Genomic DNA, 21,288 nt, shown 5'->3' with positions numbered 1-21,288 from the left:
CAGGCGTTGGTGAAGTGGGAACTTTTAGAGCCATAATGAGTTCGTGACATCTGCGACCCAAGCCCCAAGCGCCGCCCCACATCCCGCGCTCAACCGCCCCAACATGGTCTCCGTCGGAACCGTGGTGTGGCTCTCGAGCGAACTGATGTTCTTCGCCGGCCTCTTTGCCATGTACTTCACGCTCCGGTCCACCTCAGGCGAGATGTGGGCCGAGGGATCCGAGAAGCTCAACGTGCCGTTTGCGCTGATCAACACCATCATCCTGGTGTCCAGCTCCGTCACCTGCCAGTTCGGGGTCTTCGCCGCCGAGCGCCTGCAGCCGCGCCGCACCGGAGGGCTCTTCTCCATCGGCCGCTGGGGAATGGTCGAGTGGTTCCTCCTCACCTTCGTCCTTGGCGGCATCTTCGTCGCCGTGCAGGCCTATGAATACGCCAAGCTCGTCTCCGAGGGTGTGTCGCTTTCCTCGGACGCCTATGGCTCGGCCTTCTACATCACCACCGGCTTCCACGGCCTCCACGTGCTCGGCGGGCTCATCGCGTTCCTGCTGATTATCGGGCGCGCCTACGCGGCCCGCCGCTTCGGCCACTTCGAGGCGACGTCGGCCATCGTCACCTCTTACTACTGGCACTTTGTCGACGTGGTCTGGATCGGACTCTTCATCATTATTTACTTCCTCAAGTAGGCTCCTGCGGTAGACTTTTCTACTAGAGGTAGAATTCGACGAGGAAGCACAGCAGCCATGGCATCACAGAAGACAGGAACCATCGCGTGAAGGCACTATCTCAGAGGCGGCGCCACCCCCTAGCAGCAATTGCACTGCTGCTGATGGCGTTGCTCATGGTCGGAGCAATCTACTCCGCGGCAAGCTCAGCCAACCAGGCGCAGGCCCAGACCGAGTCCTTCTCCGCGAATGACGCCGAGGAAGGCGAAAAGCTTTTCGCCGCCAACTGCGCCTCCTGCCACGGCCTGGGTGCCTCGGGCTCCTCGGCGGGCCCCTCCCTCGTCGGCGTCGGTGCCGCCTCGGTTGACTTCCAGGTCGGCAGCGGACGCATGCCGCTTCAGATGGACGGCCCGCAGGCACAGGTCAAGCCGGTTCAGTTCACCGAAGAACAGACACGCCAGCTCGCCGCCTACGTCGCCACCCTGGGCGCCGGCCCGGCCATCCCCGACGAGGAAATCCTCGACGCCTCCGAAGGCGATCCCGCCAACGGTGGAGAGCTCTTCCGCGTCAACTGCGCCATGTGCCACAACGCTGCGGCAGCCGGCGGCGCCCTGACCCGCGGCAAGTTCGCCCCCTCACTTGAAGGCTCGAGCGAGAAGCACATCTACGAGGCCATGGTCACCGGCCCGCAGAACATGCCCGTCTTCAACGACGCGAACATTTCCCCCGAGGACAAGCGGGACGTCATCGCGTTCCTGAAGACCATCGAAGAGCAGGGTTCCCCGGGCGGAGCCGACCTCGGCTCCCTGGGCCCGGTCTCCGAAGGCCTGTTCATCTGGGTCGCCGGCCTGGGCGTCGTCATCGCCTTCACGGTCTGGCTGACCTCGCGGTCGTCCTGATCCGCTGGACCCATCCAGCACCCCGGTTTACACGAATTGCACATTGAAGCATCTAAAGAAGGATGAGAGGGATCATGGCCGACAATAGTCACGGCAGCCCGGATACGTCGGTCACCGTAGCTACGCCGGGCCAGGGCGGGGTCGACACGTTCACCAACCCCGGCCTCCCGCCGCACCGCCCGCGGCTTGCGGACACGGATCCACGGGCCGAGAAGAGGGCGGAGCGGCAGGTTGCCCTCCTGTTCTTCATCTCCGTACTCGGCACGCTCCTGTTCTTCTTTGCCTACTTCTTCATTCCGCTGAACGACACCATCGAGCGGCTGCGGATGCAGAACCTCGCCCTCGGCCTCGGAACGGCCTTCGCGATGCTGGGCATCGGCGTCGGGATCGTCCACTGGGCCAAGACGCTCATGCCGGACCACGAGCTGACCGAGGAGCGCCACGCCGTCACCGACGAGAAGGACCGCGCCGAGGCCGAGCAGATCGTCGGTACGATCCTCGACGAGAGCGGCATCAAGCGCCGCCCGCTGATCCGCAACACCCTCATCGGTGCGGCGCTCCTGGCCCCGCTGCCCGCCATTGCAATCTTCCGCGACCTCGGCCCGCTGCCCGGTAATTCCCTGAAGCACACCTTTTGGGACGCCGGCATGCGCCTCACCCGTGACCCCAGCGGAACTCCGATCAAGGCCTCGGACGTCACCGTGGGCTCGGCCTTCCACGTCATCCCGGAAGGCCTCAATGAGGCCGAGAACAAGCTCGAGGAGAAGGCGAAGGCTGTTGTCCTGCTGATGCGCCTCGACCCCGAGTCCCTGAACCCCTCGGAAGGCCGGGAGGACTGGGGATACGACGGAATTGTTGCGTATTCCAAGATTTGCACGCACGTTGGCTGCCCGGTAGCGCTCTACGAACAGCAGACCCACCACCTGCTGTGCCCGTGCCACCAGTCGACCTTTGACCTCGAACAAGAGTGCAAGGTCATCTTCGGCCCGGCCGCACGACCGCTCCCCCAGCTTCCCATCGATGTTGACGATGAGGGCTACCTCATCGCCACGAGCGATTTCCAAGAACCCGTAGGACCTAGTTTCTGGGAGCGAGGCTGACCATGAGCAGCTCAAGCGCGATCAACGCCTACCAACCAAAAACCCGCGTCGGACGGGTCACCAACTTCGTCGACTCACGGGTCGGCGGATCGGGCATGGTCAAGGAGTTCGGCCGGAAGATCTTCCCCGATCACTGGACCTTTATGTTCGGCGAGGTGGCGCTGTACAGCTTCGTCATCCTGCTGATCTCGGGGACCTTCCTCACCTTCTTCTTCGACCCCTCGATGGCCGAAACCCACTACGAAGGCAGCTACCTGCCGCTGCGTGGTGTGGAGATGTCGGTGGCCTACGCGTCCTCCCTGGACATCTCCTTCGACGTCCGCGGCGGCCTCTTCATGCGCCAGGTGCACCACTGGTCGGCGCTGCTGTTCGTTGCCGCCAACGCCGTGCACATGCTCCGCGTCTTCTTCACCGGTGCGTTCCGCCGCCCCCGCGAGCTCAACTGGGTCGTCGGCACCTCGCTTCTCATCATGGGCCTGGCTGCCGGCTTCACCGGCTACTCGCTCCCCGATGACCTGCTCTCCGGGAACGGCCTGCGCATCATCGACGGCGTGGTGAAGTCCATCCCGGTGGTCGGAACCTACATCAGCTTCTTCCTCTTCGGCGGAGAGTTCCCCGGCACCGCGATCATCGGACGCCTCTATGTCCTCCACATCCTCCTGATCCCTGCCGTCATCCTGCTGCTGATCGGTATCCACCTGTTCATGGTGGTCATCCACAAGCACACCCAGTACCCCGGCCCGGGACGCACCAACACCAACGTCGTCGGCTACCCCGTCGGCCCGGTGTACGCCGCGAAGGCCGGTGGATTCTTCTTCATCGTCTTCGGCATCATCGCCGCCATCTCCGCAGCGTTCACGATCAACCCGATCTGGAACTACGGCCCGTACGACCCCTCCCCCGTCTCGGCAGGTACACAGCCTGACTGGTACATCGGCTGGGTCGACGGCGCGCTGCGCCTGATGCCGGGCACGCTGGGTCCGAACTTCGACTTCGAGTTCAACATTCCCTTCCCTTGGGGCGTCAACACGCTCTCGCTGAACGTGCTCTTCCCGGCGCTCGTGCCGGCCGGCATCGTCTTCACGCTGATGCTCGCCTGGCCCTGGATCGAGTCGTGGGTGACCAAGGACAAGCGGGAACACCACCTGCTCGACCGGCCCCGCAACGCCCCGACCCGCACCGGAGTCGGTGTCGCCGGCGTCGTGTTCTACTGCACGATGTGGGCAGCGGCCAGCTCCGACCTGATCGCCACGCACTTCCTCGTCTCCCTGAATGACGTGACCTACTGGCTGCGGATCCTCGTGGTCGTCGGCCCGATCATCGGCTTCATGATTGCCCGCCGCGTGGCCCTGGCCCTGCAGCGCAAGGACCGCGAGATCGCCCTGCACGGCCGGGAGACCGGACGCATTGTCCGCCTGCCGCATGGCGAATTCATCGAGGTGCACGAGCCGGTCGATGACTACAAGCGCTACCAGCTGGTCAGCTTCGAGTCCCCGGAGGCCTACGCCCCCGTCGCGGACGCCAACGGCCACGTCAGCCGCTCGGAGAAGCTGCGCAGCCGTGCCTCACGGTTCTTCTTCGAGGACCGGGTCGCCCCGGTCACTCCGTCGGAACTGCACGCATCGCATGCCGGCCACCACGGTGAGATTGCAGACGCCCAGGACCGGGAGTCGATCGCAAGCCACTAGGCCGGCCGCACCGCCAGCCTGGGAGGGCCCGGACAGCAATCGCTGTCCGGGCCCTTTTGCGTCCTCCCGACATCGAAACTGCAGATCACCACGCTTCCACGCGTTCTAAGCGTGGTTAGGTGCCAACTCGGCGGGAATGCTGCTTTGCCAGCGCTCCCCTGCGCGACCCGTCGCCGCCCGACGTCGGGGTGCCGACGCCGGCGACGTCGAAACCCCACACCGCGACGCAGGAGCGTGCACGACGTCGAAGCCCCTCATTGCTACCCAATGGGCCCGCACGACGTCGAAAGTGCAGATCACCACGCTTCCACGCGTTCTAAGCGTGGTTAGGTGCCAACTCGGCGGGGAGTATCGGGGCGCCAGGACGCGCGACTGGCGGCCCGGCGCGTCCCGGAGTCCCCGGCGCACGGGAGGACGCGAGGAGCCCCTGGGAGAAACGCGAGGAGCCCGCGGGAGGACGCGAGGAGCCCCTGGGAGAACGCGAGGAGCCCGCGGGAGGACGCGAGGAGCCCCCGTGAGAGCGATGGAGGCCTAGCGCAGCCTGTTGGAGGTGTAGGCCCGGGGCGTGCGTGCTCCGGGTCGCTGCAGCGGCACCCAGAGCTTGTAGCGGTCGGCCCGGTAGTAGGACACGGAGTAGTCCACCATGGCTCGGGCCACGTAGGCGTGGCGCTGGATCTTAAGCAGCGGTGCACCCATCTCCACGTTCAGGAGGCGTGCGATCGACGGTGAGGCCGCCGTCGCCTCGATGGTGTCCTCCCCCCACTCCATGACCAGCCCGTACTTCTCGCTCAGGACGTTGTAGAGGGAAGCCGGCGGAGGATCGTCGAGGATCCCCCTCACCCGGTGCGCCGGGATGAAGTTCTCGTCGACGCTCATGGGCTCGCCATCGGCGAGCAGCTGCCGCCGGAACCGCACCACCGGCTGCCCGAGCTCGAGCTGCAGTTCCCGCGCGATCAGGGGCGTGGCGCCGATCTGCTCGAAGCTGAGCACGTGGGCATCCGGCACCATGCCACGGCGGAGCATCTCCTCGCTGTAGGAGGTGAGCTTCATCTGCAGGTCGACCTTCGCATGGGCCACGAACGTCCCCAAGCCCACGATCCGCTCCAGGACCTCCTCGGCGACCAGGGCATCGATGGCGTGCCGCACCGTCATCCGGGCGACTCCGAAGTGCATGGACAGCTGGCGCTCGGACGGAATCGGCGAGCCGGGCGCGGCCCGCTCCAGGATGTAGGCCCTCAGGATTTCGCGCAGCTGCACGTGCTTGGCCACGGGTGAGGCCTCATCGAGGGCCGGCACCCCTAGGAGCTTGGGAGCGGTCGCCGCCACAATCGCCAGCTTTCCATGGTGGTAGGTCCAGGGCCCGGCGGCCGATCGCCAGGTGGTTCCGAGTCTATCGAAATTCCTCCGCGGCGGCGGTGTCCGGAAACGCCGAAGGACCCGCACCGGGGTGCGGGTCCTTCGGGTTCTGCGGGGTTGGGAGCTTAGTGGGCGTGTGCCCCGCGGCTGTACTCGTACACCCAGCCGACCAGGGCGATGACGGTGAAGCCAAGGCCGATGTAGAGGATCCACCAGCCGGCTGCCAGCCCGAGGAATCCGGCCGCGGCCGACAGGCCGAGGAACAGGGGCCACCAGCTCCAGGGGCTGAAGTGCCCCTGCTCGCCGGAGCCTTCGTGGATCTCGGCGTCGAGCCGGTCCTCCGGCCGCATACCGACCCTCTTGCCGGTGAAGCCGAGGTAGAACCCGATCATGATCGCCAGGCCACCGGTCAGGTACAGCCCGAGGAACCCGACGGGTTCCTGCCATTCCACGAGGACCCCGTAGACGGTCCCGACCAGGAAGAAGAACGGCGCAAGGAGGGAGAAGAGGCGTGTCTCAATTTTCACTGGGTGGCGTCCTTCCGGGCTGCGGAGCCGAGCACCTTGCCGGCGGCGGATTCGTCGGTGTGCTGCTGCTGGAGCTCGGGGTGGTGCAGGTCCAGCGCCGGGCGTTCCGAGCGGATGCGGGGCAGCGAGGTGAAGTTGTGGCGCGGCGGCGGGCAGGAGGTGGCCCACTCCAGCGAGGCGCCGAAGCCCCAGGGGTCGTCCACTTCGACCTTCTTGCCGGTGCGCCAGGTGATGTACACGTTCCAGAAGAACGGGATCAGCGAGGCACCGAGCACGAACGAGGCGATGGTGGAGAACTGGTTCATCGCGGTGAAGCCGTCCTCGGGCAGGTAGTCCGCGTAACGCCGCGGCATGCCGATGACGCCCAGCCAGTGCTGGATCAGGAAGGTGCCGTGGAAGCCGAGGAACAGGAGCCAGAAGTGGATCTTGCCGAGGCGCTCATTGAGCATCTTGCCCGTGAACTTGGGCCACCAGAAGTAGAATCCGGCGAACATTGCGAAGACGACGGTGCCGAAGACCACGTAGTGGAAGTGGGCGACCACGAAGTAGGTGTCCGAGACGTGGAAGTCCAGCGGAGGCGAGGCCAGGATGATGCCGGTCAGGCCGCCGAAGAGGAACGTCACCAGGAAGCCGAGGCTCCACAGCATCGGGGTCTCAAAGGTGATAGACCCGCGCCACATGGTGCCGATCCAGTTGAAGAACTTCACGCCCGTTGGCACCGCGATGAGCATCGTGGTGAAGGCGAAGAACGGCAGCAGCACCGCACCGGTGACGTACATGTGGTGGGCCCACACGGTGACCGAAAGGGCGGCGATGGCGATCGTCGCGTATACGAGGCCCTTGTAGCCGAAGATCGGCTTGCGGCTGAAGACCGGGAAGATCTCCGAGACGATGCCGAAGAACGGCAGGGCGATGATGTACACCTCGGGGTGTCCGAAGAACCAGAACAGGTGCTGCCAGAGGATGGCGCCACCGTTCTCAGGGTCGAAGATGTGGGCACCGAACCGGCGGTCAGCACCGAGGGCGAACAGGGCGGCGGCCAGCGGAGGGAACGCCATGAGGACGAGGATGGCCGTGACCAGGGTGTTCCAGGTGAAGATCGGCATCCGCCACATGGTCATGCCCGGGGCGCGCATGCAGATGATCGTGGTGATGAAGTTGACTGAGCCGAGGATGGTGCCGAAGCCCGACAGTGCGAGGCCGAACACCCACAGGTCACCGCCGACACCCGGCGAGAACGTCGTGCTGGACAGCGGCGTATACGCGAACCAGCCGAAGGACGCGGCGCCCTGCGGGGTGATGAAGCCCGAGACGGCGACGGTGCTGCCGAAGAGGAAGAACCAGAACGCCAGCGCATTCAAGCGCGGGAAGGCGACGTCGGGTGCGCCGATCTGCAGAGGCATGATGACGTTTGCGAACCCGGCGAACAGCGGGGTGGCGAACATCAGCAGCATGATCGTGCCGTGCATCGTAAACAGCTGGTTGTATTGCTCCTTGGTCTGCAGGATCTGCAGGCCGGGCTCGAACAGCTCGGCCCGGATTACCAGCGCCATGACCCCGCCGAAGCAGAAGAAGACGAAGGAGGCGATCAGGTACATGTACCCGATGGTCTTGTGGTCGGTCGAGGTGATCCAGTTGACGACGATGCGGCCTTTGGAGCGCGGTACGACGCGTGGAGCGGCTACTGTGCCAGCTTCCTCAAGGGTGTATTCGTAGGTGGACATCAGCTGCTCCTGGCAGGGTCAAAGTCGGGGTCGGTGTCCGGGTAGGAGTCGCGGTCATACTCGTCGCCGAGCTGGCCGTCCTCGAGGGTTTCCATCCGGGCGTCGAACTCCTCCTGGGAGACGACTGCCACGTTGAAAAGCATTTCCGAGTGGTACTGGCCGCAGAGTTCGGCGCACTTTCCATCAAACGTCCCCTCCTGGGTGGGGGTGAGGTTGATGTAGTTGACGCGGCCCGGGTAGAGGTCGCGCTTCTGCAGGAAGGCAGGCACCCAGAAGGAGTGCTGGACGTCGCGGGCGCGCAGCTGGAGCTCCACGCTCTTGTTGACCGGCAGGTAGAGGGTGGGCAGCTTGTCCGGGATGCCGGGCTCGCCGGTCAGCTCGGCCTGCACTCCAGTGGAGTACTTGTCCTGCTTGACGTAGTTGAAGTCCCAGGACCACTGCTTGCCGCGGACGTCGATGATCACGTCGGGGTCCTCAACGCGGGTGTCGATGATGCCCTGATCGCGCTGGGTGAAGTAAAAGAACACCAGCACCATGAACAGCGGGATGGTCAAGTAGAAGATCTCGAGCGGCAGGTTGTAGCTGAGCTGGCGCGGGTAGCCGGTGTCGTTGCGCCGGCGCCGGTAGGCGACCATGCACCAGATGATGAGGCCCCAGGTGATGACACCGACCACGAGGGCCGCGATCCATGAATTCACCCACAGGTCGGTGATCAGCCCGGTGTGGTTGGTGGTGTTCCTGTCCCCCGGCAGCCAGCCATTCTGGGCTTCCGTTGAACAACCGGACAGCAACAGCGCCCCGGCCAGCGAAATGCTGGAAATCTTTGCGATCCTGGCGCTCTTGCCGCCGGTTCGGTCCTGCGAACTCACAGACGGACCATCCTTTTCTACGTGCGTTGCCACCCGCGATCTGATGCAGTTCGGGGTGCCCCTCCAGTTTTACTACTCACTGTAGAGCTTACCCGCCGTCGAAGCCATCGTGTGACATGCGAAAGGGCCCGTGGCGCGCCTTTCAGCGCACCACGGGCCCCCCCAAAACCGCAGGTCAGTGGAAGGAATCACCACAGGCGCAGGATCCGCCCGCGTTCGGGTTGTCGATGGTGAACCCCTGCTTGGAGATGGTGTCCTCGAAGTCGATCGAGGCACCGGAAAGGTAAGGAACGCTCATCTTGTCAACGATTACTTCGACGCCGTCGAAATCGCGGACGGCATCGCCGTCGAGGACCCGCTCGTCGAAGTACAGCTGGTAGATCAGGCCGGAGCAGCCGCCGGGCTGGACGGCCACGCGGAGGCGGAGGTCGGTCCGGCCTTCCTGCTCCAGGAGGCTGCGCACCTTGCCTGCGGCGACGTCGGAGAGCTGCACTTCGTGCTCGGGAAGGGAAGCCGTCGTCTCGTCGGGGGCCGTGGTGGTCTCTGGCGTGGTGGTGCTCATGGTGTCTCTCCTAGCCTGGATCCGTTGCTGAACACCGCTTGCGGCGTTCTGGAGTCCCTTCCATGGTACGCCGCGCATCCCGCGCGGTTAACACCGGAGCCACGTGAGTGGGGACACCCCTGCTCCTCCGCCGCAGCCACGTGCGTCCGGCGGAGGTGCAGGGGCGGTCCGGTCAGGCGCCGGTGAGGCCGCCCGCGTTGATACGGGCGAGCAGCAGCGCCTCGGCCAGCACAGCCCGCTCGAACTCGGCAAGGTGCAGCGATTCGTTGGCGCTGTGGGCCCGGGAATCCGGGTCCTCCACGCCGGTGATAAGGATCTGGGCTGACGGGAACAGTTCGGTCAGGTCGGCGATGAACGGGATGGAACCGCCCATTCCCGCCTCCACGGCCTCCACGCCCCAGGCCTCCTCCAGCGCGGCGAGGGCAAGCCGCGCCGCGGGGGCGGAGGTGTCGGTCGAGAATGGGCTGCCGGTCTCGCCGGGGGTAAAGGTGACGCGGGCGCCGAAGGGCGCGGCAGCCTCGACGTGGGCCCGGACGGCCTGCATCGCCTGCTCCGGGTCCTGCCCGGGTGCCAGCCGGAGGCTGAACTTGGCGCGCGCCCGCGGCAGGAGGGTATTGGAGGACAGCGCGACGCTGGGCATGTCCATGCCGATGATCGACAGGGCGGGTTTGTGCCACAGGCGGGAGGCGATAGATCCCGTGCCGGCCAGCTGCACCCCGTCGAGGACGGAACTGTCCGCGCGGTAGTCCTCCTCCCGATAGTCGACGGTGGCGGAGTCGCCGCCGGCCAGGCCGGCGATGGCGACGTCGCCGGCGTCGTCGTGGAAGGTGGCGATCAGCCGCGCCAGAAGAGTGGGCGCATCGAGCACGGGTCCGCCGAACATGCCGGAGTGGACTGCGTGGTCGAGCACCTGGACCTCGATGGTGCCGTCGACGAGGCCGCGCAGGCTGGTGGTCAGGGCGGGAACGCCGACCTTCCAGTTGCTTGAGTCCGCGACCACGATGACGTCGGCCTCCAGCAGGTCGCGGTGGGTCTCAAGGAAGGTTCGGAAGGTCGGCGAACCGGCCTCCTCCTCCCCTTCGATGAACAGGGTGACCCCGACGCCGAAGCGGTCGCCGAGCACCTCGGTGAGCGCGCGCAGGGCACCGACGTGGGCCATAACGCCTGCCTTGTCGTCGGCCGCTCCCCTGCCGTAAAGGCGGCCGTCGCGTTCGACGGCGGTGAAGGGATCGCTCTCCCACAGGTCCGGATCGCCCGGGGGCTGGACGTCGTGGTGCGCGTACAGCAGCACCGTCGGCTGGCCCGGCGCCGCCGGGCGGCGGGCGACGACGGCGGGCCCGCCGGGGACGCCGTCGTTGTCGACGCGGAGGATCTGCACGTCCTCGACGCCGGAGTCGCGGATCAGCGCGGCGATCGCCTCGGCGCTGCGGTCGAGTTCGCTCGCGTCAAAGGCCTCCCAGGCGATGCCCCGGATGCCTACGAGGGCTTTGAGCTGCTCGACGGTGGAGGGAAAGGCTGCGGAGACGCTGCGGCGCAGCTCCTCCACCGGGTGGTCGGAGAGGGAGGACGGCGGGTTGGCCGGTTCGGGAGAAGTCATGTCTCGACCCTACACACGCTCCTGCCGGCGCCGCAGCCCCGGGCGGACGTCCCCGGGTGCGCGCCGGTGGGCGGCTGCCCGTACAGGTCGGGGCCCTCCGACAGGTATCCTGAGGGGGTGTTTGGACGAAAGAAAGACGCCCCCGTGGCCCAGGATGTCATTGACCGCGCGAGCCGCGAGCGGGAGGACCGCCAGCGCAGCGCCGGCAAGGGTGCGCCCACCCCGAAGCGCAGCGTCCAGCAGGCCGCCCGCAAACGGCCGCTGGTTCCCGAGGACCGCCGGGCGGCGCGCACCCAGAACCGCAACGCCGCCGCCGAGCAGCGCCTGCGGATCCGGGAGGCCCTGAACACCGGCGAGGAGCGGTACCTCCCGCTGCGGGACAAGGGCCCGAACCGCCGCTACATCCGGCAGTTCGTCGACGCCCGCTGGAACCTTGGCGAGTTCCTCATGATTGCCGCGCTCATCTTCGTCGTACTCAGCTTCATCCAGACCGCCGCAGTGCAGAGCGCCGTGCTGCTCGGGTTCTGGGTGCTGATCATGGCCGTGATCGTCGACTGCTTCTTCCTGCGCCGCACGCTGAAGAAGCGCCTCACGGCCAAGTTCGGGGCACCGAACGCGGGTGACCTCTGGTACGGGGTGACGCGCGCCCTGCAGCTGCGCCGGCTGCGGCTGCCCAAGCCGCAGGTCAAGCGCGGAGACTACCCCGTCTAGCCGGCAGTCCGGCAGGTTCCGGTCCGGCGCCCAGCGCCCGGACCGCATCCCCTGCCCGCGCCCGGTCCCTGAAGGGGCCGGGCGCCGCCATTTAATGCCGCGGGTTCAATCCCACCGGAGGCTGATCCCGGCTGGGTGTGATCCGGGCGGTGTTTAGTCCCGGCGGCCGCGGAAGGCCCGGGCGAGCCCGCGGTTGATCCGCGCCGCCCACAGCGGGCCCTCGTAGAGAAACGCGGTGTAGCCCTGGACCAGGGTGGCGCCGGCGTCGAGCCGTTCAAGGACATCCCCGGCGGTCTCCACCCCGCCGACCGACACGATGGCGAGGTCCTCCCCGGCGGCGGCACGGAGGCGCTTGAGCACCTCGAGGGAGCGCTGCTTCAGGGGCGCTCCGCTCAGCCCGCCGACACCCTTGGACATCACGGTGGCGTCATCGGTGGTGAGTCCGCTGCGGGTGATGGTCGTGTTGGTGGCCACGATCCCGTCGAGCTTCAAATCGAGGGCCAGGGCGGCGATGTCGTCGATGTCGGAGTCCATCAGGTCCGGTGCGATCTTCACGAGCAGGGGTACATGCCGGCCCGCCGCCTCGTCGGCCCTGGCACGCACCGCGTTCAGGAGCGGGCGCAGCGATTCGACGTTCTGCAGCAGCCGCAGGCCGGGGGTGTTGGGCGAACTGACGTTGACGACGAGGTAGTCCGCGGCCGGCGCCACCGCCTCGGTGCTGAGCAGGAAGTCGCCGACGGCGTCGGCGAGGTCGACGGCCTTGGTCTTGCCGATGTTCACACCGATGATGGGGCGGTTCGAGCGGTAGGTGCGCTCGAGCCGGGTCCGTGCCGCGGCGAGCCGGGGGGCCACGGCCGCCGCGCCGTCGTTGTTGAAGCCCATCCGGTTGATGACCGCGCGGTCGGCCTCGAGGCGGAACAGGCGCGGTTTCGGATTGCCGGGCTGGGCCCTGCCGGTGACGGTTCCGACCTCGATGTGCCCGAAACCGAGGGCCGTCAGCGCCGAAATGCCGTGGCCGCCCTTGTCGAAGCCGGCGGCCAGGCCGAAGGGTGAGGGGAACACGACGCCGAAGGCGGTGGTCTGCAGGTCGGCGTGCGGGCTGCAGTAGCGCCGCACCAGCCAGCCGGCCGGCGTCCGGTCCGCCAGCCGGATCAGCCCGAAGCCGATCCGGTGCGCGCGCTCCGCGTCCATGCGGGAGAAGGCGAGGCGGAAGAAGGCCGGATAGATCTGCATGCTCTAAAGTTCCCATGAGGACAGCCGCCCGAACAACTCGGGCGGGACTTTTCGGAAGAACCGGGGGCAATGGAGAGAACGTGGGAGCCCGACCACCTCGGCCCGGCCTACAGCAGGCTTACGCTCGACCTTGAGCCGGACGAAGAGGGGCCCTGCTGCGCGACCCTTGTCGCCTACCGCGGTGCGCCCGAACGCCGGCCCGTGGTCCGCCTCCGCCGGGCCCTCGGGGCGGCGCTGGCCCGGGCCTCCGGTCGGCCCGCGGAGCCGCGGCGAATTCCGGCCCTGCTTTACCTTCACGGGTGGAGCGACTACTTCTTCCATACCGAACTGGCCGAGTTCTGCGCGGAGCGGGGTATCGAATTCTTCGCCCTGGACCTGCGCAAGTACGGCAGGAGCCTGCGGGAGTGGCAGACGCCGGGGTACGTGCGCGACCTCCGGGAGTACGACTCGGATCTCGACGCGGCCCTTGCTGCAGTGCAGGAGGAGATCCAGGCGCGCCACGGGCCCGGCGCGGCGGTGGAGCTGAACCTGATGGCGCACTCGACCGGTGCCCTCACGGCGGTGTTGTGGGCGGACCGGCATCCCGGCCGGGTCGCCTCCCTGATCCTCAACAGCCCCTGGCTCGACACCCAGGGCAGCGCGCTGTTCCGCAACACCACCCAGGGCCTGCTCGAACCGCTCGTGAGGTTCCGCCCCAAAGCGCGCCTGCGCCTGCCCGAGTTCGGTTACTACTGGCGGAGCATCAGCGCTGAGGCCGACGGCGAGTGGAACCTGGACCGGCGGTGGCGCCCGGAGTTCGGCTTCCCGATCCGGGCCGGGTGGCTCACCGCGGTGCTTTCCGGACACGCGGCGGTCGCCCGGGGCCTGTCCCTAGAGGCGCCGGTACTTGTGCTTGCCTCGGCCCGCTCGGCGGTCAGCCCCACCTGGAGTGCGGCAATGCTTGAAGCGGACAGCATCCTCGACGTGTCGGTGATGGTCCGCCGGGCCACCGGCCTGGGCCGCCGGGTCTCTCTTTCACGGTTCGACGGCGCGCTCCACGACGTCCTGCTGTCCCGCCCGGAGGTGCGCGCGGAGGTCTATGCCGAACTCGACCGCTGGCTGCGGTGCGGTGGCCCGGCCACGCGGCGGTGAGGGCCGGGCGGGGTAAGGCGTGCTGGCCGGAGGCAGGCGGGGCCAGGCGGGGTCAGGCGGGCATGCCCGCGGCGGCGTCGACGGCGCCTCCGTAGCGGCGGTCGCGGGAGGCATACTCCTCGATCGCCCGCCACAGGGTCCGCCGGTCCACGTCCGGCCACAGTGTGTTCATGAAAACCATTTCGGCGTAGGCGGACTGCCACAGCATGAAGTTCGAGAGCCGCTGCTCGCCGGAGGTGCGCAGGAAGAGGTCGACGTCGGGAAGGTCGGGTTCGTCAAGGAAGCGCTGGATGGTCTTCTCGTTCACCGAGGACGCCCGGAGGTTTCCCGCGGCGACCTCCTCGGCGATGGCCCGCGCCGCGTCGGCGATCTCCGCCCGGCCGCCGTAGTTGACGCACATGGTGAGCGTGCACGTCGAGTTGTCCCGGGTCTGCTCCTCGGCCTCTTCGAGCTCGGCGATCACCGAGCGCCACAGGCGCGGTCGCCGTCCGGCCCACCGGATCCGCACACCCCATTCGTTGAGCTGGTCGCGCTGCCGGCGCAGCACGTCCTTGCTGAAGCCCATCAGGAAGCGCACCTCCTCCGGGGAGCGCTTCCAGTTCTCGGTGGAAAAGGCGTACACCGACACGTGCTGGACACCGATCTCGATGGCCCCGGCCATGACGTCGAGCAGCGCGGCCTCCCCCGCCCGGTGCCCTTCGGTGCGGGGCAGGCCGCGCTCGTTGGCCCAGCGTCCGTTCCCGTCCATCACGATGGCGACATGCCGCGGCACCAGCTCGGCGGGCAGGCGCGGGGGTCGCGCCCCGCTCGGGTGCGGCCAGGGCGCCGTCGGCGAGGGGGAAGGGGTTCGGTTCGGGGTCACACACGCTCCACATGTCGAAGGGATTTCACGGCCCGCTCAAGGTGCCATTGAAGATACACCGCCACGAGCCCGGCCGCCTCACGGCGGGCGGGGTTCTCGGAGGCATCGGCGGAGGTCCAGTCCCCCGACAGCAGGGCTGCCAGCAGCTCCATGGTGCCGGGCGCCGGCGACGCCGACCCGGGCGGCCTGCAGGCGGAGCATACGGCCCCGCCGAGCGGCGCCGAAAACGCCGAATGCGGGCCGGGTTCTCCGCACCTGGCGCAGTCGGTGAAGCTCGGCGCCCAGCCCGCTGTGGCCAGGGCGCGCAGCAGGTAGGAATCGAGGATCAGCTCCGAAGGGTGCAGCCCGCGGCTGAGCGCGGAAAACGCCCCGGCGACCAGACCGTACTGGGCGCTGGCGGCCTCCCCGTCGGTGTCGGTGAGGCGCTCGGCCGTCTCGGCAATGGCGGCCGCCGCCGTGTAGCGCCCGTAGTCGGCCGCGATGCCGTGCCCGTAGGCGCCCTTGGTCTGCGCCTGCGTGATCACATCGAGGTTCCGCCCGGAGGCCAGCTGCAGGTCCACCGCCATGAACGGCTCAAGCCGGGAGCCGAACTTGCTGCTGGTGCGCCGCACGCCCTTGGCGACGGCCCGCACCTGCCCGTGCTCCCGGGTGAGCAGCACGATGATGCGGTCCGCCTCCCCCAGCTTGTAGGTCCGCAGTACCACGCCTTCGGCGCGGTAGGTACGGGACGCTGACATTTTGGACATACTCCAAGTCTCCCACCAACCGGGGAGGAAGGGCCCTAGGCGCTGTCCCGCACGGCGCGGTTGACGGCGGAGATGACCGCCTTGAGCGCCGCCATCGTGGTGTTCGCGTCGATGCCGACGCCCCACAGCACCCGCCCGCCGACGGCGCACTCGACGTATGCCGCGGCGCGTGCGTTCCCGCCGGCCGACAGGGCGTGCTCGGTGTAGTCGAGGACCCGCACGTCCACCCCGTCCTGCCCGAGGATGTCGAGGAGCGCGTCGATCGGCCCGGTGCCGTCGGCCGAGCGACGCTGCTGCACGCCGTTGACCATCAGGGTGGCGGTGAGCTTCAGGGAGCCGTCCCCGGCAGTGTCGGTATTGACGGAGGTGAGTTCGTAGTGGCCCCAGCGGGTGCCGCCGTCGGCCCGGGCCGGCAGGTATTCGTCCTGGAAGACCGTCCAGAGTTCGGAACCGCTGATCTCCCCGCCGACGGTCTCCGTGCGCCGCTGCACCACGGCGGAGAATTCGATCTGCGCCCGCCGCGGCAGGTCGAGGCTGTGCTCGTGCTTCAGCAGGTATGCGACCCCGCCCTTGCCCGACTGGGAGTTCACGCGGATCACGGCCTCGTAGCTGCGTCCGATGTCCTTCGGGTCGATCGGCAGGTAGGGCACGGCCCACGGGATCTCGTCGACGCTGACGCCGGCGGCCGCGGCGTCGCGATCCATGGCCTCGAAGCCCTTCTTAATGGCGTCCTGGTGGGAGCCGGAGAAGGCGGTGAACACCAGGTCCCCGCCGTAGGGGGAGCGCTCGGGCACGGAGAGCTGGTTGCAGTATTCGGCGGTGCGCCGCACGGCGTCCATGTCGGAGAAGTCGATCTGCGGGTCGATGCCCTGGCTGTAGAGGTTCATGCCGAGGGTCACCAGGTCGACGTTGCCGGTGCGCTCCCCGTTGCCGAACAGGCAGCCCTCGATGCGGTCGGCGCCGGCGAGATAGCCGAGCTCGGCCGCCGCCACGCCGGTGCCCCGGTCGTTGTGCGGGTGCAGCGAGAGGATGATGTTGGAGCGGTTCTCCAGGTTGCGGCTCATCCATTCGATGGAGTCCGCGTACACGTTCGGGGTGGCCATCTCCACGGTGGCCGGCAGGTTCAGGATCATCTGGCGGTCGGCCGAGGCCTCGAACACCGCGGCCACCTCGTTGCTGATGCGTGCGGCGAACTCGAGTTCGGTCCCGGTGAACGACTCCGGCGAGTATTCGTACGTGACCAGCGTGTTCTTCAGGCTCTCCTCAAATTTTCTGCACAGCCGCGCGCCGATGAGGGCGATGTCGACGATGCCGTCGCGGTCCTGGTTGAACACCACCCGCCGCTGCAGGATCGAGGTCGAGTTGTAGAGGTGAACGATCGCCCGGTCGGCGCCCTCGAGGGATTCGTAGGTCCGCTCGATCAGGTGCTCGCGCGCCTGGGTGAGGACCTGGATGCTGACATCGTCGGGGATGCGGTCGCCCTCGATGAGCTGGCGGACGAAGTCGAAGTCGGTCTGCGACGCCGACGGGAATCCGACCTCGATCTCCTTGTAGCCCATCTTGACCAGCAGGTCGAACATCTTGTGCTTGCGCTCGGGGCTCATGGGGTCGATCAGGGCCTGATTGCCGTCCCGCAGGTCCACCGCGCACCAGCGCGGGGCTTTGGTGATGACCTTGTCCGGCCAGGTGCGGTCGGGGAGTTCGACGGTGATCTGGTCCTGGAACGGGGTGTACTTCCAGAACGGCATTCCCGAACTCAGCTGTGCGTTTTGCATGACGATGGGCCTTTTCTCTTGAACCGTTTAGAGGCTGGCGGCCGGGCAACACAGACACCGCAGCGAGGGTTGGCCTGTAGCTCGAAAGTCCTAGGAGGCCTCGCCGCGGCACATAAGAAGAGTCGTCTTTGCGCGCACAATCTCACGATAGCACGGCGCATAGGATGGCTTTAAGGGGCGTCCGGCGCCTCCGGGGAACGGCTCCGCCGCCGTATGGCCGGCCCGCCGCCCCGGAGGTGCCGCACCGCCTGACATTCAGAAGAGGGAGTAGCGATGATGCCCGCCGGCAGCGAAGAACACGCCGCAAAGGACCCCGTCCGCGCACAGGACGACCTGTTCCGGTTCGTCAACAGCGAGTGGCTGAGGAACACGGAGATACCCGCAGACCGCTCGCGGGAGGCGGTCTTCACCCAGCTGGCCGACGCCGCCGAGCTCGCGGTGCGCGGGATTGTCGAATCCGCGGCCTCCGCCTCCGACGCTGACGGCCCGCTGGTGAAGATCGGCACCCTGTACGCCGACTTCATGGACACCGACCGGGTCGAGGCCCTGGGCATCACCCCGGTGCAGGAGCGGCTCGCCCGGATCGAGGCCGTGACCGACATCGGCGGTTTCGTGCGCCTCTCGGCCGAGCTGACGCGCAGCGGCGTGCAGGGCCTGGCCGCGCCCTACGTGAGCAACGACGCCGGAAACCCGGAACGCTACCTACTGCACCTCTACCAGTCGGCACTTGGCATGCCCGATGAGTCGTATTACCGCGAGGAGCGCTTCGCCGAATCGCGGACGAAGTACACGGAGCTCCTGGAGACGCTGCTCGGCCTGGCCGGCACCGCCGACCCGGGTGCCGCTGCGGCAGGCGTCTTCACCCTTGAGACCCGCCTCGCGGCCGCGTCGATGAGCACCGTGGACCGGCGCGACCCGCAGAAGACCTACAACCTCTCCACCCTGGCCGGGGCGGCCGAGCTGGCTCCCTTCACCGGGCCGTGGCTCGATACGGTGACCGGCGATCCGGCCCTGGCCGCGGAGCTGGTGGTCTCCCAGCCAGCCTACCTTGCAGCGGTTGAGACCGCCCTCGCCGAGGTCCCGCTGTCAACCTGGAAGGACTGGCTGACGACACGGGTGCTGCTGCACGCGTCGGACTACCTCGACGAGCGCTTCGTCAATGCCGTCTTCGCCTTCTACGGCACCCACCTTGGGGGCACCCCGCAGCTGAAGGACCGGTGGAAGCGCGCGGTGTCCCTGGTCGAGGGGGCACTGGGCGAAGCGGTCGGCCAAGAGTACGTTCAACGCCACTTCCCCGGGAACGCCAAGGAGAAGATGCTTGAGCTCGTCGGGAACCTGATCAAGGCCTACGAACTCAGCATCGACTCACTGGAGTGGATGACCGATGAGACCCGCGCCCGGGCCCAGGAAAAGCTCTCACTGTTCACCACCAAGATCGGCTACCCGGACGAATGGATCGACTACGGTCCGCTCGTGATCGAGGCCGGGGACCTCTACGGCAATGTGTGCCGGGCCTACGAGTTCGAACACGTCCGCCAGCTGAACCGGCTGGGCGGTCCGATCGACCGTGGAGCCTGGCTGATGACCCCGCAGACGGTCAACGCCTACTACATGCCGACGATGAACGAGATCGTGTTTCCCGCGGCGATCCTGCAGCCGCCGTTCTTCGACCTCGACGCCGACCCCGCCGACAACTACGGGGCGATCGGGGCCGTGATCGGCCACGAGATCGGCCACGGCTTCGACGACAAGGGCTCCCAGTTCGACGGCCGGGGGGCCCTGGAGAACTGGTGGTCCGACGCCGACCGGACCGCGTTCGACGCCCTCACCTCGCGGCTCGTGGACCAGTACGCGGCGCTGTCCCCCACCGAGGCACCGGACCTCAACGTCAACGGGGAGCTGACACTCGGCGAGAACATCGGCGACCTCGGCGGCCTGGGCATCAGCTACACCGCCTACCGGTTGAGCCTCGGCGGACAGGACGCCCCGGTGATCGACGGGCAGACCGGGACCCAGCGGTTCTTCGCCTCATGGGCACGGTGCTGGCGCCAGAAGATCCGCCCGGAGGAGGCGGCCCGTCGTATCACCGTCGACCCGCACTCCCCCAACGAGTTCCGCTGCAACCAGGTGGTGCGCAACCTCGATGAGTTCCACGACGCGTTCTCGGTCCGGCCCGGGGACGGGCTGTGGCTCGAGCCGGAGGAGCGGGTACGCATCTGGTGACAGTGCGCGGCACCGGCCCCGGGGGCCGGTGCCGCGCACCGGGCGTTCTCGCGTACTTACAGGCCGGAGGCCGCCTGGCAGGTGGCCTGCTCCGCCGTCTGGCCCTTCAGTCCGTTGTCGAGGCCCGCCGAGGCGACCTTCGACCCTGAGGCGAAGTCGGCGCCGACCGACAGTTCGATGCCGGTGACCGCGGCGCTGGGCACCAGCTGGACGTCGGCGATGCCGAACCGGGTCCCGAGTTCCGCCGCCGCCGCTTCGTACCCCGGCCCGTAGAGCACCTGGGTGGAGGGGATTTCGGTCGACTGCAGCGTATTGGCCAGCGTGTAGCCCTCGCCGCGGAGGATCTGCTGCAGTTCCGCGGCCCGGTCCGGATTGTCGGTGCCGTTGACCACCAGCAGGGGCACCGAGGCCGGGTCGAACGCCGGAGCCTCCGGCGACGCCGGGGCCTCGGGGGCGGCCGGTGACGCCGGCGGGGCGGCGGGGGCGGTCCCGGCCTCCGGTGAGGCTGAGGCCGTGGGTTCCGGGCCGGTGAGGCTGCGGTCCTCGCGCAGGGCCGCGAACAGCTCCTCGGCGGGTTCGGGATCCAGGACCAGCCGGTTCGGGTCCTGATCCCACGGGATCGTGGGAACGGTCACGAAGGCGATGTCGGCCAGGTCCACGTTCTTCACGCGGTCGGCCAGTTTGAGGATTTCGGTGACCTGGGACAGACCCTCGTCGACGGTGAGGTTCTTCGTGAGGGTTTCGGCGATCGAGTAGAGCCGGGGCAGGTTGGTCAGGGTTCCCTCTTCCTGGACTTTCCGGGCCAGGGAGGCCATGAATGACTGCTGGGCGCGGATGCGGCCCTCGTCCCCGCCGTCGCCGAAGCCGTGGCGGGTCCGCAGGAACGCCAGGGCCTGGTCGCCCTCCACCTCGCTGGTGCCGGCGGGCAGGCTCAGCCCGGAGTATTCGTCCTCGACGGGCTCCGTGACGCAGACCTCGACGCCGCCGACGGCCTTGGACAGCTCCTTCACGGCATTGAAGTCGGCGTTCATGAAGTGGTCGACGCTGAGCCCGGTGAGCTCATTGACCGCCGCGACGGTGCAGCCGGGCCCGCCGGACTCCAGGGCGGAGTTCAGCTGGCCCAGATCCATGGCCGGGGACGGTTCACCGGTCTCGGGGTCCTCGCAGCTGGGCAGGGGAACCAGGAGGTCCCGAGGGAGGCTGACCACCGAGACGCTCGAGCGGTCGGCTGAGAGGTTCACCAGCAGCATCACGTCCGAATTGCCGCTGCCGGAGGAGAGGTCCTCTCCCCCGATGAACTCGCCGCTGTTCCCGGTGCGGGTGTCGCTGCCTAGGACGAGGATCTGCACGGGGTCGGTGCTCAGGTCGACGGGCAGTTTCTCCTCCTGATCGGCGCCGAGGTTCAACGGCTGCGTCTCCACGTTGGACTGCAGGCGGAAGACCTGGACCGCGGCGAAGGCCGCCGCCGCAAGGAGCATCGCGGAAAGTGAGAAGGCCGCCGCCTGCAGGGCCCGCCGGCCCGTGGACCGGCGCAGGTGCCGGCCGGGTGGCGGACCGGCAGGACCCGGCGCCGACGAGCCGCTTTGTTCACTCACGGATACAGCCTCCTTGGGCTCAGAATAGT

At 67.8% G+C, this 21,288-nt stretch carries 18 protein-coding genes; 7 read left to right on the top strand and 11 right to left on the bottom strand.

Features of this window, described 5'->3' with window-relative positions:
• Positions 1 to 43: 43 nt before the first annotated feature.
• The 4 genes from ctaE to qcrB all read left to right on the top strand — a co-directional run bounded on the left by ctaE (position 44) and on the right by qcrB (position 4,348).
• A complete protein-coding gene (ctaE, locus tag E2F48_RS02140; RefSeq protein ID WP_425455742.1) occupies positions 44 to 682 on the top strand; it encodes an aa3-type cytochrome oxidase subunit III in 639 nt (212 codons plus the stop codon).
• 86 nt (positions 683 to 768) lie between these two features.
• Positions 769 to 1,560 carry a cytochrome bc1 complex diheme cytochrome c subunit gene (gene qcrC, locus E2F48_RS02135; RefSeq protein ID WP_133402349.1) on the top strand — a complete coding sequence of 264 codons (792 nt, stop codon included), beginning with the start codon at positions 769 to 771 and terminating at the stop codon, positions 1,558 to 1,560.
• A gap of 74 nt (positions 1,561 to 1,634) precedes the next feature.
• Positions 1,635 to 2,660, top strand: a complete 1,026-nt coding sequence (qcrA, locus tag E2F48_RS02130) for a cytochrome bc1 complex Rieske iron-sulfur subunit (protein ID WP_133402348.1) — start codon at positions 1,635 to 1,637, stop codon at positions 2,658 to 2,660.
• A 2-nt stretch (positions 2,661 to 2,662) separates the two neighbouring features.
• Positions 2,663 to 4,348, top strand: a complete 1,686-nt coding sequence (qcrB, locus tag E2F48_RS02125; protein WP_133402347.1) for a cytochrome bc1 complex cytochrome b subunit — start codon at positions 2,663 to 2,665, stop codon at positions 4,346 to 4,348.
• 531 nt (positions 4,349 to 4,879) lie between these two features.
• On the opposite strand, the gene E2F48_RS02120 is transcribed toward qcrB, so the two are convergent.
• The 6 genes from E2F48_RS02120 to E2F48_RS02095 form a co-directional block, all read right to left on the bottom strand.
• Positions 4,880 to 5,644, bottom strand: coding sequence for a GntR family transcriptional regulator (locus E2F48_RS02120; protein ID WP_133402688.1), 765 nt, complete (start codon positions 5,642 to 5,644; stop codon positions 4,880 to 4,882).
• A 185-nt stretch (positions 5,645 to 5,829) separates the two neighbouring features.
• The gene (locus E2F48_RS02115) at positions 5,830 to 6,231 is read right to left on the bottom strand and encodes a cytochrome c oxidase subunit 4 (protein WP_133402346.1); all 402 of its coding nucleotides are present in this window, start codon (positions 6,229 to 6,231) and stop codon (positions 5,830 to 5,832) included.
• Positions 6,228 to 7,955 (bottom strand): aa3-type cytochrome oxidase subunit I, encoded by a 1,728-nt coding sequence (ctaD, locus tag E2F48_RS02110; RefSeq protein ID WP_133402345.1) that lies wholly within the window; start codon positions 7,953 to 7,955, stop codon positions 6,228 to 6,230. Before ctaD ends, E2F48_RS02115 begins: the two co-directional genes overlap by 4 nt.
• The gene (gene ctaC / locus E2F48_RS02105) at positions 7,955 to 8,824 is read right to left on the bottom strand and encodes an aa3-type cytochrome oxidase subunit II (protein ID WP_133402344.1); all 870 of its coding nucleotides are present in this window, start codon (positions 8,822 to 8,824) and stop codon (positions 7,955 to 7,957) included. The genes ctaD and ctaC overlap by 1 nt, the downstream gene beginning before the upstream one ends.
• A 175-nt stretch (positions 8,825 to 8,999) precedes the next feature.
• Positions 9,000 to 9,386, bottom strand: a complete 387-nt coding sequence (locus E2F48_RS02100) for a HesB/IscA family protein (protein WP_133402343.1) — start codon at positions 9,384 to 9,386, stop codon at positions 9,000 to 9,002.
• A gap of 172 nt (positions 9,387 to 9,558) precedes the next feature.
• Positions 9,559 to 10,983 carry a dipeptidase gene (locus E2F48_RS02095; protein ID WP_133402342.1) on the bottom strand — a complete coding sequence of 475 codons (1,425 nt, stop codon included), beginning with the start codon at positions 10,981 to 10,983 and terminating at the stop codon, positions 9,559 to 9,561.
• Positions 10,984 to 11,100: 117 nt separating this feature from the next.
• Here E2F48_RS02095 and E2F48_RS02090 point away from each other — a divergent pair, with 117 nt between their 5' ends.
• A complete protein-coding gene (locus E2F48_RS02090; protein WP_133402341.1) occupies positions 11,101 to 11,694 on the top strand; it encodes a DUF3043 domain-containing protein in 594 nt (197 codons plus the stop codon).
• A gap of 153 nt (positions 11,695 to 11,847) precedes the next feature.
• Here E2F48_RS02090 and E2F48_RS02085 read toward each other — a convergent pair whose 3' ends face one another.
• Positions 11,848 to 12,927, bottom strand: coding sequence for a quinone-dependent dihydroorotate dehydrogenase (locus tag E2F48_RS02085; protein WP_133402340.1), 1,080 nt, complete (start codon positions 12,925 to 12,927; stop codon positions 11,848 to 11,850).
• Positions 12,928 to 12,996: 69 nt separating this feature from the next.
• Between E2F48_RS02085 and E2F48_RS02080 the strand changes: the two genes are divergently transcribed.
• Positions 12,997 to 14,058, top strand: coding sequence for an alpha/beta hydrolase (locus E2F48_RS02080; protein WP_133402339.1), 1,062 nt, complete (start codon positions 12,997 to 12,999; stop codon positions 14,056 to 14,058).
• Positions 14,059 to 14,110: 52 nt separating this feature from the next.
• Here E2F48_RS02080 and E2F48_RS02075 read toward each other — a convergent pair whose 3' ends face one another.
• The 3 genes from E2F48_RS02075 to leuA are packed head-to-tail and all read right to left on the bottom strand — an operon-like array spanning position 14,111 to position 17,441.
• Positions 14,111 to 14,920 carry an isoprenyl transferase gene (locus E2F48_RS02075; RefSeq protein ID WP_133402338.1) on the bottom strand — a complete coding sequence of 270 codons (810 nt, stop codon included), beginning with the start codon at positions 14,918 to 14,920 and terminating at the stop codon, positions 14,111 to 14,113.
• The gene (gene recO, locus E2F48_RS02070) at positions 14,917 to 15,666 is read right to left on the bottom strand and encodes a DNA repair protein RecO (RefSeq protein WP_133402337.1); all 750 of its coding nucleotides are present in this window, start codon (positions 15,664 to 15,666) and stop codon (positions 14,917 to 14,919) included. The genes E2F48_RS02075 and recO overlap by 4 nt, the downstream gene beginning before the upstream one ends.
• Positions 15,667 to 15,701: 35 nt before the next feature.
• Entirely contained in the window at positions 15,702 to 17,441 is a 1,740-nt protein-coding gene (leuA, locus tag E2F48_RS02065) for a 2-isopropylmalate synthase (RefSeq protein ID WP_133402336.1), read from the bottom strand.
• 273 nt (positions 17,442 to 17,714) lie between these two features.
• Between leuA and E2F48_RS02060 the strand changes: the two genes are divergently transcribed.
• Positions 17,715 to 19,664, top strand: coding sequence for a M13 family metallopeptidase (locus E2F48_RS02060; RefSeq protein ID WP_133402335.1), 1,950 nt, complete (start codon positions 17,715 to 17,717; stop codon positions 19,662 to 19,664).
• A 56-nt stretch (positions 19,665 to 19,720) separates the two neighbouring features.
• On the opposite strand, the gene E2F48_RS02055 is transcribed toward E2F48_RS02060, so the two are convergent.
• The gene (locus E2F48_RS02055) at positions 19,721 to 21,259 is read right to left on the bottom strand and encodes an LCP family protein (RefSeq protein WP_133402334.1); all 1,539 of its coding nucleotides are present in this window, start codon (positions 21,257 to 21,259) and stop codon (positions 19,721 to 19,723) included.
• Positions 21,260 to 21,288: the final 29 nt, after the last annotated feature.

It is taken from the genome of Arthrobacter crusticola, assembly GCF_004357995.1.
GTDB classification, from domain to species: Bacteria; Actinomycetota; Actinomycetes; order Actinomycetales; family Micrococcaceae; genus Arthrobacter_D; species Arthrobacter_D crusticola.
The sequence above is the reverse complement of the archived record's forward strand: the minus strand, read 5'-3'. Positions and strand labels throughout refer to the sequence as shown.